Below are 14,070 nucleotides of genomic sequence, written 5' to 3'. Positions count from 1 at the left end.
AGTTCACCCCCGCCGCACGCACCTCGATCCGCACCTGACCGGGCGCCAACGGCTCCAGCACCTCCGAGCACGGCACCGGCACCACACTGTCCAGGGTGGCCGTGCCGCGGACCGCGAGGTGCCACGCGGGCTGCCCCACCGGGCCGACCAGTTCGCAACCTGCTCCGCGCGCGCGGACGAGCCGGGGCACCAGTACCCGCCCGGCGCGCACCGCGAGCTGCGGCTCGTCCAGGCCCACCGCGCGCAGCACCGTTTCCAGGGCCGGGTCGGCGCCGGGCTCGGGGTCCAGGTCGAGCAGGACGAACCGGCCGGGGTTCTCGGCCTCCGCGCTGCGCAGCAGGCCCCACACACCGGCGGCGGCGACGTCTCGTGGGCGGTCCTCGCTGTCGGTGGTGGAGTCACCGGCGCTGACCGCGCCGCGTGTCGCGACGACCAGGGTGGCTTCGGCCAGCCGGGGCTCGGCGAGCCAGTCCCGTACCAGGCGCAACGCCCGTTCGGTCACGTCCAGTCCAGCACCCGCCACGTGGCGGCTCGCGCCGCTGGTCGAGGCGAGGGTGACCAGTGCGGCCGAGGGAGCGGGGGCACCGGCGCCGAGGGCCGCCGTCAGCGCGGCGGTGTCCCGGTGGCAGGCCACGCGCGACCCATCGGGCAGCGGTACGCCCACCAGTTGGAGGGCGTCGTCGCCTAGCACGGCCCAGCCGCCACCGGCCGCCCCGGTGAGCCGCCCTGTGCTGTCCGTGGCCTCCGGCATCGGCAGGGGTGTCCAGTCCAGGGTGAAGAGACCGGTGACGCCGGACTCACTCGCGGTCCGCAACTGGTCCTTGCCGACGGCGCGCAGCGCCAGATCCTCGACCGTCAGGACCGGCTCGCCCACCGCGTCGGCGACGACGACGCGCAGCGCCCGCTCGCCTTCGCCGCCCTGGTGCGGGGTCAGCCGTACCCGTACGGCGCTGGCCTCGGTGGCCCACAGCGTCAGCCCGTTCCACGCGAACGGGAGCCAGAGGCGTTCGTCGTCCGGGTCCTGTCCCGGCCAGTTGACCAACCGGGCCGGATGCAGCACCGCGTCGAGCAGCGCCGGGTGCATTCCGAATCTGCCCTGTGCGCCTGCCGTTTCGGGCAGTTCGACGTCGGCGAGAAGGTCGTCGCCGTCCCGCCAGGCCGCCTTCAGACCCTGGAACGCGGGGCCGTAGCCGTACCCGGCTGCGGCGGCCCGCTCGTAGAAGTCGTCGACTGGCAGTGGCTCGGCGCTCGCCGGAGGCCACGTGCCGCCCAGTTCGCCGCCCGGTCCGGTGCGCGCGGTGGGCGGGCTCAGCGCGCCTTCCGCGTGGCATACCCATGCTCCGCCGCCGTCGGCGTCTCGCTCGGGGCGGGAGTAGATCCGCACGTCGCGCCGCTCGTCGGCCGCTGGGGCGCCTACGACGACCTGTACCCGTACGCCGCCGGTGACGGGCAGCGCCAGCGGTACCCGCAGTGTCAGTTCTTCGACGCCGCCGCAGCCCGCTTCGTCGGCGGCGCGCAGCGCCCATTCCGCCAGTGTGGCGCCCGGCACGAGCGCGGTACCGGCGACGACGTGCTCGGCGAGCCAGCCGTGGGACTGGGCGGACAGCCGTCCCGTCAGCAGCTGGGAGCTGCCGTCGGCGAGGTCCACGGCGGCGCCGAGCAGCGGGTGCCCGGCGGAGGTCAGGCCGAGGCCGGTGGGGTCGTCGCTGTGGCCGGTGCCGCCGTCGAGCCAGTACGGTTCGCGCTGGAAGGCGTACGTCGGCAGCTCCACGACCGGCGGGGCCGGGTCGGCGGGGAACCAGCGGGTCCAGTCCACGTCGGTACCGGCGGTGAACGCCTGTGCCACGGACTGGGCGAGCTGGGCGGGACCGCCGTGGTCGCGGCGCAGGGTCGGCACCGTGGCCGCCTGGACGCCCGCTTCCTCGAACGACTCCTGCATGCCGACGGTGAGGACGGGGTGGGTGCTGGCCTCGATGAACACCCGGTGTCCTGCGGCGAGGAGGGCCTGGACGGCTTCGGCGAAGCGCACGCGTTCGCGGAGGTTCGTCACCCAGTAGCCGGTGTCGAGACCGGCGGTGTCGATGCGGGCGGCGGTCACGGCCGAGTAGAACGCGATCCGCGGCCGTACGGACTCGATGCCCGCCAGCACCTCGTGCAGCTCTTCCGCGATCTCATCGACCTGGGCGCTGTGTGACGCGTAGTCCACGTCGATCAGCCGGGCCCGGCCGCCCGACGTCTCGCAGGTGGTGACGGCGTGAGCGACCTGCGCGGGCGGGCCCGAGACCACGACGGAGGCGGGCCCGTTGACGGCGGCGATGCCGACTCCGGCGGCCCGCTCGCCCAGCCCGGCCAGGAACTCCACGGCGCGGGCCGGGGTCATCGCCAGCGATCCCATCGCGCCGCCTCCGGCCAGCCGCCGCAGGGCGCGGCTCCGCAGGGCCACGATCTTCGCGCCGTCCTCCAGCGAGAGGGCCCCGGCGACGACGGCCGCCGCGATCTCGCCCTGGCTGTGTCCGATGACCGCCGCCGGTATCACGCCCTGGTCGGCCCACACCGCGGCCAGTGAGACCATCACCGCCCACAGCACCGGCTGGACGACGTCCACCCGACTCAGGTCCGCGGCGTCCGGGTCGCCGCGCAGCACCTCGGTCAGCGACCAGTCCACATGCGGCGACAGCGCCCGCTCGCACGCGGCCGCGCGGGTGGCGAACGCCGGGGAGGCTTCGAGGAGTTCGGCGCCCATGCCGGGCCATTGCGATCCCTGGCCGGGGAAGACCAGGACCGGCCCTGGCGTCGTTCCGCCCGCCACCGGTGCGGCCGGTCCCACCACGCCCGGGCAGGTCTCACCGGCCGCCAGTGCCGCAAGGCCCGCCAGCAGGTCGCCCCTGTCCCGGCCGACCACCACCGCACGGTGCTCGAACACCGAGCGGGTGGTCGCCAGCGACCAGCCCGCACCGGTCAGTGGCAGGTCCGGGTCCGCGCTCACGCGCCGCGCCAGGGCGTGGGCTTGGGCGCGCAGTGCCCGCGGGTCGCGCGCCGAGACGACCCACGGCACGACCGTGTCCGCGGGCACGCTGGCGCCGCCGGGGGCCGGTGTGCCGTCCGTACGCTCCGCTTCGCCGTGTGCGGGGGCCTGCTCCAGGATGATGTGCGCGTTCGTGCCGGAGATGCCGAAGGAGGACACACCGGCCCGGCGCGGGCGTTCGCCCTGCGGCCAGTCGGTGGCCTCGGTCAGCAGGCGCACCCGGCCCGCCGTCCAGTCCACATGGGGTGAGGGCTCGTCCAGGTGGAGCGATGCCGGGAGTACGCCGTGCCGCATGGCCTGCACCATTTTGATGACTCCGGCGACACCGGCGGCGGCCTGGGTGTGGCCGATGTTCGACTTGATGGCCCCCAGCCACAGCGGTCGGTACTCGTCGCGGTCCTGGCCGTAGGTGGCGAGCACGGCCTGGGCCTCGATGGGGTCGCCCAGTGTGGTGCCCGTGCCGTGCGCCTCGACCGCGTCGACCTCCGCCGGGGTCAGTCCGGCGCTGGCCAGGGCCTGCCGTATCACCCGCTGCTGGGAGGGGCCGTTCGGCGCGGTCAGCCCGTTGCTCGCGCCGTCCTGGTTGACCGCGGAGCCCCGCAGGACCGCCAGCACTTGATGGCCGTTGCGGCGCGCGTCCGACAGGCGTTCCAGGAGGACCAGGCCGACGCCCTCGCCCCAGCCGGTGCCGTCGGCCGACGCCGAGAACGGCTTGCACCGGCCGTCGGCCGCCAGGCCGCGCTGCCTGGAGAACTCCACGAAGGTGTTGGGTGTGGCCATCACCGTCACGCCACCGGCCAGCGCCAGGGTGCATTCGCCCTGCCGCAGGGCCTGGGCGGCGAGGTGCATGGCGACCAGCGACGAGGAGCACGCGGTGTCCACCGTCACGGCGGGGCCTTCGAGTCCGAAGGTGAAGGCGACGCGCCCGGAGGCGACGCTGGGTGTGCTGCCGGTCATCAGGCGGCCCTCGACGCCGTCCGGTACACGGCCCAGGAAGCGGCTGCCGTAATCGTCGTACATGACGCCGGTGATGACGGCGCACTCGCTGCCTCGTACGGTCACGGGGTCGATCCCGGCGGACTCGAACGCCTGCCAGGTCGTCTCCAGCAGCAGCCGCTGCTGCGGGTCGGTGGCCAGCGCCTCGCGTGGGCTGATGCCGAAGAATCCGGCGTCGAACCGGGCGGCGTCGTGCAGGAAGCCGCCCTCGCTGGCGTAGCTGGTGCCGGTGTGGTCGGGGTCCGGGTGGAACAGGTCGCCCAGGTCCCAGCCGCGGTCGGTGGGGAACGCGCCGATGGCGTCGGTGCCGGAGGCGACCAGCTGCCACAGGTCGTCGGGGGAGGTGACGCCGCCCGGGTACTGGCATGCCATGCCGATGATGACGACCGGGTCGTCGCCGGTCGCCGTGGTGGTCGCCGTGGGCGGCTGTGGCGCGGTGGCGACGCCGAGGAGTTCGCCGCGCAGATGGCGGGTGAGGGCGTCGGGCGTCGGGTAGTCGAAGATGACGGTGGCCGGGATGCGGATGCCGGTGGCCGCGTTGAGGCGGTTGCGCAGGTCAAGGGCGGTCAGTGAGTCGAAGCCGAGCTCCTGGAAGGCCCTGCCGAGGTCGAGGGACTCCGGTGCGGGGTGGGCGAGCACGGTGCCGATCTGTTCGCGGACGAGCTCGCTGACGGCGGTGTCCTGTTCGGCGGCGGGCAGCCCGGCGAGGCGGCTCGCCCAGGAGGCCCCGGGGGTCGCTCGGGTGGCGTCCCGCACGGGCGCGGGCACCAGGCGGCGCAGTGCGGGCGGCAGCGGTCCTGTGGTGGCTTGCGCGCGCAGTACGGCCAGGTCGAAGCGGGCGGGCACCACGGTGGGGTGGTCGGTGGCCATCGCCGCGTCCAGGAGGGCGAGCGCCTGGCCGGGGGGCACCGGGGCCACCCCGGAGCGGTTCATCCTGGCCAGGTCGGCGTCACCGAGGTGTCCTGTCATGCCACCGGCCGACCCCCACAGTCCCCAGGCCAGGGAGATGCCGGGCAGCCCGGCTGCCGTGCGGTGTTCGGCGAGTGCGTTGAGGAACATGTTCGCCGCCGCGTAGTTGGCCTGGCCGCCGTTGCGTACGACGGAGGCGGCGGAGGAGAACAGCACGAAAGCGGCGAGGTCGAGGTCGCGGGTCTGCTCGTGGAGCTGCCAGGCGGCGTCGAGCTTCGGGGACAGTACGGCGTCGAGCCGCGCCGGGGTCAGCGAGGTGACCACGCCGTCGTCGAGGACTCCAGCGGCGTGGACGACGGCTGTCAGCGGGTGGGCCGGGGGGATGTCGGCGAGCAGCCGGGACAGGGCGTGCGGGTCGGTGATGTCGCAGCCGGCCACGCGCACGTCCGCCGTGTGCCCGGTCTGCTGGGCCAGTTCGTCCGTGAACGCGCCGATGCCTTCGGCCGCGTTCCCGCTCCGGCTGACGAGCAGCAGGTGGCGGGCGCCGTGCACGGTGGCCAGGTGGGTGGCGACCTGGCGGCCGAGCGCGCCGGTGCCGCCGGTGATGAGGACGGTCCCCTCCGGGTCGAGAGCGGGCGCCTGGGTGTCCTGGCCGGTCCTGAAGGCGACCAGGCGCGGTACCCGGGCGGCTCCGGCCCGTACCGCGAGTTCCGGTTCGTCGGCGGTGACGGCCGAGTGGAGGATCGCGGGCAGGGCGTGCCGGGTGGCGGGCTCGTCGTCCACGTCGAGCAGCAGGACGCGACCGGGGTGTTCGGCCTGCGCGGAGCGGGCCAGCCCCCACAGGGGCGCGGTGACCAGATCGGCGGGAGGGTCGGCGGGGCCGGTGGCGACCGCGCCACGGGTGGCGACGACCAGGCGGGCGGCGGCGAGTTGTTCGTCGGTCAGGAGCTCGCGCAGCTGGTCCAGTGCCCGGTGGGCCGCGGCGCGCACCCGGGCGGGCAGGTCGCCGGTGCCGGGAGCACCTGGGCAGGTGACGATGACGGTGTCGGGGGCGGGCGCGCCTGCGGCGAGGGAGGCCCGCAGGGCGGTCAGGTCCTGGTGCGGGGTGATGGCGGGCGCGCCGGTGGGGTGCCCAGTCGTCAGGCCGGTCAGGCCCAGGTCGTCGGGGCCGATGACGGCCCAGTTTCCGGGCGGCACCGGGGTGTCGGCGGCCACCGGGTGCGGCTGCCAGTCGAGCCGGTAGAGGGTGTCGTCGACGGTGGCGCGCGCCGCGCGCCACTGGTCGACGGTGATCTCGCGCAGCCCCAGCGTCTCGACGGTGGCCACCGGGGCGCCGTTGGGGTCGGTCATCTCCAGCGTGACCTGGTCCGGGCCGGTGGGGGTGATCCGGACGCGCAGCCGGGTGGCGCCGGACGCGTGCAGCCGCACACCGCTGAAGGAGAACGGCAAGCGGACCGTGCGGGCCGGGCCGCTGGGATCGTCGTCCTTGTGGAACAGCTCTTCCAGGGGGTGCAGGACGCTGTCGAGGAGCGCGGGGTGGATGCCGTAGCCGCCCGCGTCCTCACGGTCCCCGGCCAGGCGTACCTCGGCGAACATCTCCTCGCCGAGCGTCCACGCGGCGTGCAGCCCGCGGAAGGCGGGCCCGTAGGTGTAACCCCGCGCCGTGAGCCGTGCGTACAGGTCCGCCACGTCCACGGGGGTGGCCCCGGCCGGTGGCCACGCCGGGAGGGCGGTGGGGGCGGCCGTCGTGGGCGCTTCGGCCAGCACTCCGGTGGCGTGCCGACGCCAGGTGCCCGCCGTGGCCGCCTCGTCCGACGGGTCGTCGGCGGGCCGGGAGTGGATGGTGAGCGCGCGGTGCCCGGTCGCGTCGGCGGCGGCGGCGGCGAGCTGGACCCGTACCGCTCCTGAGGCGGGCAGGAGCAGAGGTGTCTCCAGGGTGAGGTCGTCCACGAGGTGGCAGTCGGCTTGCTGGGCGGCGAGCAGCGCCAGTTCCAGGAATGCCGTGCCGGGCAGCGGCACCGCATTCTGGATGGTGTGGTCGGCCAGCCAGGGATGGGTGCGCGGGGAGAGCCGTCCGGTCAGCAGCAGTCCGCCGTCGGCTGGTTCGACGCGGGCGGTGAGCAGCGGGTGCCCGGTCGCGCCGAGTCCCGCTGCCCGTACGTCGCCCGCCGCTTGGGTGGTGGGCCGCCAGTAACGCCGCCGCTGGAAGCGGTAGGTGGGCAGCGGGACGGCCCGCGCGCCCGTGGGGAGGGCGGCGGAGAAGTCGGCTGTGCCGCCGTCGAGATGGAGCTGGGCCAGTGCGGTGAGCAGGGTGCGGGGTTCGTCGCGGCCCTTGCGCAGGGCGGTGGCGAGCGCGGGTGCGGGCTCGGGCTCGGGCTCGGGCTCGGGTGACGAGGCCTCGGCGACGCTGAGGCAGTCCTGGGCCATGGTGGTGAGGACGGCGTCGGGGCCGACTTCGAGGTAGCGGGTCACGCCTTCCGCGTGGAGGGTCCGCAGGCCGTCGTGGAACCGGACGGGCTGCCGTACGTGCCGTACCCAGTACTCCGGGTCGCAGAGCTGGTGGGCGCCCGCGAGTTCGCCCGTGAGGTTGGAGATCACCGGTATTCGCGGCGGGTGGAAGGCCAGCCGCGAGGCGACGGCGCGGAAGTCGTCCAGCATCGGGTCGAGGCGGGGCGAGTGGAAGGCGTGGCTGACCCGGAGCCGCTTGGTCTTGTGTCCCTGGTCGCGCAGGACGCGGGCGATGTCCTCGACAGCTGCTTCGTCTCCGGAGACGACGACGGCGGTGGGCCCGTTGACGGCGGCCAGCGCGACCCGGTCGGCCTGGCCCGCGAGCAGCGGACGGAGTTGCTCCTCGGTGGCCTCGATGGCGACCATGGCGCCACCGGTGGGCAGCGCCTGCATCAGGTCGCCCCGGGCGGCGACCAGTTCGCACGCGTCGGGCAGCGACAGGACCCCCGCGACGTGCGCGGCGACCAGTTCGCCGACGGAGTGGCCGGTCACATAGCCGGGAGTGAGGCCGAAGGACTCGACCAGGCGGAAGAGCGCGGTCTCCACGGTGAACAGCGCGGCCTGGGTGACGCCGGTCTGGTCCAGCGCCTGGGCCTCGGCGGTGTCCTCAGCCGCGAAGATCAGGTCGCGCAGCGACCGGCCGAGCAGGGGGTCGAGCTGGGCGCAGGCGGCGTCGACGGCGGAGGCGAACACGCCGTACGTCTCGTACAGGCCGCGGCCCATGCCCGGGTACTGGCTGCCCTGCCCGGTGAACAGGAAGGCGGTGCCGCCGGGGCGCACGGGCGTCGCCGCCTCGATCAGGCCGGGGTGGGCGCGGCCCTCGGCGAGGGCGGACAGCGCGGCGGTCAGCTGGGCGCGGTCCTCGCCGAGCAGCACCGCCCGGTGTTCGAACGCCGAACGGGTCCTGGCCAGCGACCAGCTGACGTCGGCCACGGCCGGCCCGGGGCGGTCGGCCAGGTGCGCGGCGAGCGCGTCGGCCTGGTCGCGCAGCGCCTGCCCGGTGCGGGCGGACAGCGGCCACGCCACGAGTGAGCCGTCTGGCAGAGCGCCGCCGGCGGCCGGTGGCCGGGGGGCCGCCTCGGTGGGCTCGGGGGGCTGCTCCAGGATCAGGTGGGCGTTGGTTCCCGAGATGCCGAACGAGGACACGGCGGCCCGGCGGGGGCGTTCGGCCCGTGGCCAGTCGACGGGTTCGGTGAGCAGGCGTACGGCGCCGGTGCCCCAGTCGACGTGCGGGGTGGGCTCATCGACGTGGAGGGTGACCGGGAGGGTGCCGTGCCGCATCGCCATGATCGTCTTGATGACACCGGCGGCGCCCGCCGCTCCCTGGGTGTGCCCGATGTTGGACTTGACGGACCCCAGCCACAGCGGCCGGTCCTCCGGGCGGTCGGGCCCGTACGTGCTGAGCAGGGCGTGGGCCTCGATCGGGTCGCCCAGCCGGGTGCCCGTGCCGTGCGCCTCCACGGCGTCCACGTCGGCGGGGCCGAGGCGGGCGCTGGCCAGCGCCTGGACGATGACCCGCTGCTGGGAGGGGCCGTTCGGCGCGGTCAGCCCGTTGCTCGCGCCGTCCTGGTTGATCGCCGAGCCCCGGATGACGGCCAGCACCTCATGGCCCTCGCGCTGGGCGTCGGACAGCCGCCCCAGCAGTACCAGGCCGACGCCTTCGGAGAACGCGGTGCCGTCGGCGGCGGCGGCGAACGGCTTGCACCTGCTGTCGGCGGACAGGCCGCGCTGCCGGGCGAACTCGGTGAACACGTTCGGGATGGTCATCACCGTGACGCCCCCGGCGAGTGCCAGGCCGCACTCGCCCTGCCGCAGCGCCTGGCACGCCAGATGCATCGCCACGAGCGAGGAGGAGCACGCGGTGTCCACCGTCACGGCGGGGCCTTCGAGACCGAGCGTGTACGACACCCGCCCGGACAGCACGCTGGGGGCATTACCGGTGACCAGGTAGCCTTCCGCGTGCTTGTCGATGTACGGGGTGCCGAAGCCGGGCAGGGCGGCTCCCGCGTACACCCCGGTCGCGGAGCCCTTCAACGTCAGGGGGTCGATCCCGGCGCGTTCCAGCAGTTCCCAGGAGGTCTCCAGCAGCAGCCGCTGCTGGGGGTCGATGGCCAGCGCCTCGCGCGGGCTGATGCCGAAGAACTCCGCGTCGAACCGCGCCGCGTCGTAGAGGAATCCGCCCTCGCGGGCGTAGCTGGTGCCCGGGTGGTCCGGGTCCGGGTGGAAGAGGTGTTCCAGGTCCCATCCCCGGTCGGTGGGGAACTCCCCGATCGCGTCCCCGCCCGAGGCGACGAGCTTCCACAGGTCCTCGGGTGAGCTGATCCCGCCCGGATACCGGCAGGCCATGCTGACCACGGCCACCGGCTCCTGGTGCCGCTCCTCCGCCTCCCGCAGCCGCGCGCGGGTGCTGTGCAGATCGCTGGTCACCCGTCGCAGATAGTCGACCAGCTTTTCTTCATTCACCACGGAGGGTCACCCGGCCTTCAGCGATCTTCGCGCCCAAGAGAGTCATGACAAGCCAAGTTCGTTGTCGATGAAGTCCACCAACTGGTCGGCGGAGGCGGTGTGCAGCCGGTCGGCGGCGTCCGCCTCGCCGACGGGCGTGCACAGCGCCTTCCATTTCGCGAGCAGGGTTTCCAGCCGGACCGTCACAGCCCCGGAGTCCAGGTTCTCGACGGCGACCGCCGACAACGCGTTCTCCAGCCTGGAGAGTTCGCCGGACAGCGGATCGCCCGCGCCCGGGCCGGCGTGCGCCGCCTCCCCCGGCGCCAGGTGCCGCAGCAGGTGGTCGGCCAGCACGGCCGCCTCCGGGTAGTCGAAGACGAGCGCTGCGGGCAGCCGCAGCCCGGTGGCGGCGGACAGCCGGTTGCGCAGTTCCACGGCGGTCAGCGAGTCGAAGCCGAGTTCCTTGAACGAGGTCTCCGCCCGCACCGTCCCGGGGTCACCGTGCCCGAGCACCGTGGCGGCATGCGTACGCACCAGGTTCAGGACAAGCCGCTGCTGCTCGGGGGCGGACAGGCCGCTGAGGCGGCTGGCCCAGTCGGTGGGCCGGCCGTCGGCAGCGGCGGCGGTCCGGCGGCCGCGCGCGCCCGCCGTGGCGGCGAGCGCCCGGAGCGGGGTGGGCAGGGAGTCCGCGGGCTGCGCGGCCAGGGCCCGGGCGTCCAGGCGCAGGGCGAGCAGTTGAGGGTGGCCGTGTCCGCGTGCGGCGTCCAGCATCGCCAGCCCCTCGTCGGTGCTGTTGGCCTTGATTCCCCACCGCCCGATCCGCGCGAGGTCCGCCTCGGCCAGCCGCGCCGTCAGCCCGCTCGTCTGCGCCCACAGGCCCCAGGCGACCGACACACCGGGCAGGCCCATGGCCCGGCGACGCGCCGCCAGCGCGTCACAGAAGGCGTTCGCCGCCGCGTAGTTGGCCTGCCCGGGGGTGCCGAGAGCGGAGGCGAAGGACGAGAACAGCACGAACATGCCCAGCCGCAGGTGCGCGGTCGCCGCGTGCAGAGCGGCCGCGCCCGCGGCCTTGGCCGCCCAGGCCCGGGCCAGCCGCTCCGGGCTCTGCGAGGTGATCAGCGCGTCGTCGAGCACTCCGGCCGCGTGGATGACGCCGGTCAGCGGATGCTCGGGGCCGATCCCGTCGACCAGCCCGGCCACCACGGCCGGGTCGGCGACGTCAGCGGCGACGATCCGTACGTCCGCGCCCGCTTCGGTGAGCCTGGCGGCGAGTGCGTCCGCGCCGGGCGCCCGCGGGCCCTGGCGGCTGACCAGCACCAGATGCCTGGTCTGCTCCGTACGCACCAGGTGCTCGGCGGCGTGCGCGCCCAACGTTCCCGTGCCGCCGGTGATCAGTACGGTGCCGTCCGGGTCGGCCGCTGGAGCCACGTCGAGCACCAGCTTCCCGGTGTGCCGGGCCTGGCTGAGGTGGCGCAGCGCGTGCCGCGCACGGCTCAGCGGCCACACCCGCACCGGTGGCGGCCGCAGAGATCCCGTGGCGAACAACCCGCTGAGCACGGAAAGCAGTTCGCCGATGCCCTCGGGACCGGCGTCGGCGATCAGATCGAAGGCCGTGTAGCGCACGCCCGGCCAGCGCTCCGCCACCCGCTCCGGGTCGCGGACATCGGTCTTGCCCATCTCCAGCAGCCGCCCGCCCGCGCCGAGCAGCCGCAGTGAGGCGTCGGTGAACGGGCCGGTGAGGCTGTTGAGGACCATGTCCACGCCCCGGCCGCCGGTCGCCTCGCTGACGGCGGTCTCGAAGGCCAGGTCGCGTGACGAGGCCCGGTGCGCCTGGTCGACGCCCAGGTCGGCGAGTACGTCGTGCTTGGCCGGGCTGGCCGTCGCGTAGACCTCGGCGCCCACGTGCTGGGCGATCCGCACGGCCGCCATGCCGACACCGCCCGTGGCGGCGTGGATCAGCACCGACTCCCCCGCTTGGAGGCCGCCCAGTTCCACCAGCGCGTACCACGCGGTCAGATACGCCACGGGAGCGGCGGCAGCCTCGTGGAAGGTCCACGCCGCGGGGACCGGCACCACCGTGCGGGCGTCGGCGACCGCGAAGGTCCCGAACGCGCCCTCGAACAGGCCCATGACGCGCTCGCCCACGGCGACGCCCGTCACCCCTGAGCCGACCGCGACCACCACGCCCGCGCCCTCACTGCCCGCGAACGCCGCGCCACCCGGGTACATCCCCAGCGCGATCAGCGCGTCACGGAAGTTGACACCCGCCGCGCGCACCTCGATCCGCACCTGGCCCGGACCCAGCGGGTCAAGCACCTCCGGGCAGGCGACGGGCACCACACTGTCCACGGTGGCCGTGCCCTGTGACGCCAGCCGCCACGCGGGCTGTCCCACCGGCCCGACCAGCTCCGTACCGGCGGCTCCCGCGCGCACCAGCCGGGGCACAAGTACCCGCCCCGCGCGCACCGCCACCTGCGACTCGTCAGCGGCGATCGCGCCGGACACGGCGGCGGCCACGGCCTCGGTCACGGCTCCGCCGCGCACGGCGGCCGCCCCGGGTTCGAGGTCCAGCAGGATCAGGCGGCCCGGGTTCTCGGACTGCGCACTGCGTACCAGTCCCCACACACCGGCCTGGGCCGCATCCACCCAGCTGTCGTCCACGGCGCCGCTGCCGTCACCGGGCTCCGCGGCCGTGACCGCCGCGCGGGTGGCCACGACGAGCCGGGCCCCAGCCAGCCGGGGCTCCGCGAGCCACTCCCGCACCAGCCCCAACGCCCGCTCCGCCGCGGCGAGTCCGGCGGCCGCCAGGTCACCGTCCCCGCGCGTGGAGGGAAGGGCGGCGAGGGCGACCGAGGGAGCCGGGGCACCGGCCTCCATGGCCGCCACCAGCGCGGCGACGTCACGGTGGCCCGCCACTCCGGCGTCGGCGGGCAAACCGGTCGGCGGCGGTCCGTCCTGCTCGTCCTGCTGGTCCTGGCCGAGTACGACCCAGTCGCCGTCGCCGGCCTGTGGCGCGGTGCCGGTACCGGTGCCGGTACCAGTGCTGTCCGTGGCGGCCGGTACGGGCAGGAGCGTCCAGTCCAGGGCGAACAAGCCGTCCACGGCGCGTCGTCCGGCGGCCCGCATACCGCTGGTGTCGGCCCGGCGCAGGACCACCGAGGCGGCGCTGAGCACGGGGGCGCCCACGGCGTCGGCCACCGTCACCCGCAGTGTCCGCTCTCCCTCCGCGCCCGGTGCGCCTGGTTCGCCCGGGGACAGCCGGACGCGGACGGTGCTCGCCTCACCGGCCCACAGGGACACCCCGTTCCAGGTGAACGGCATCCACACCTGCCCGTCCGCGTCCGCCGCTTCTTCGGCGAGCAGGGTGGGCTGCATCGCGGCGTCCAGCAGCGCCGGATGGATGCCGAACCCGCCCCGGTCCCCGGCGGCTTCGGGCAGGGCGACCTCGGCGTAGAGGTCGCAGCCGTGCCGCCAAACAGCCTTCAGCCCCTGGAACGCGGGGCCGTAGGAGTACCCCGCCGTGGCGACGCGCTCGTAGAAGTCATCGGTGTCCACCGGTTCGACGCCGGACGGGGGCCATACGCCGTCCAGTCCCGGCGCCGGGTCAGTATCGGTCGGAGGCGGGCTGAGCACGCCTTCCGCGTGGCAGACCCACCCCTCGTCCGCGCCAGCGGCCTCCTCGGGGCGCGCGTAGACCCGTACGTCACGCCGCCCGTCCTCGGTGGCGGCGGTCACCACCACCTGGACCAGCAAGGCACCCGAAGCGGGCATCACCAGCGGCACTTCGAGCGCCAGCTCCTCCACCCCGCCGCAGCCGACCTCGTCGGCGGCCCGCAGCGCCCACTCCACCAGCGCCACCCCGGGCACCAGCGCTGACCCGGCCACCACGTGTTCGGCGAGCCAGGAGTGCGTCTGCGGGGACAGCCGTCCCGTCAGCAAGCGCGAGCTGCCGTCGGCGAGTTCCACGGCGGCGCCCAGCAGGGGATGCCCGGCGGAGGTCAGGCCGAGACCGGTGGGGTCCCCGGCGCGGCCGGCCTCGCCACTGTGCCCGTCCAGCCAGTACCGCTCGCGCTGGAAGGCGTACGTCGGCAGATCGACCACGCGCGGGGTCGGTTCGGCCGGGAACCAGCGGGACCAGTCCACCGCGACACCGGCGGTGAACGCCTGACCGAAGGACCGCGCGAGCT

General features: G+C 74.9%; 2 protein-coding genes. Both read right to left on the bottom strand.

Annotated elements, in window-relative coordinates; all coding sequences use genetic code 11:
* Positions 1 to 9,904: type I polyketide synthase (locus tag AC5P1B_RS35240; protein WP_493892110.1), on the bottom strand; the 9,904-nt coding region annotated here is incomplete at its 3' end.
* 42 nt (positions 9,905 to 9,946) lie between these two features.
* On the bottom strand, positions 9,947 to 14,070 hold a 4,124-nt coding region (locus AC5P1B_RS35235), incomplete at its 5' end, for an SDR family NAD(P)-dependent oxidoreductase (RefSeq protein ID WP_493892109.1).

It is taken from the genome of Streptomyces sp. A01 (genome assembly GCF_059026195.1).
The sequence above is the reverse complement of the archived record's forward strand: the minus strand, read 5'-3'. Positions and strand labels throughout refer to the sequence as shown.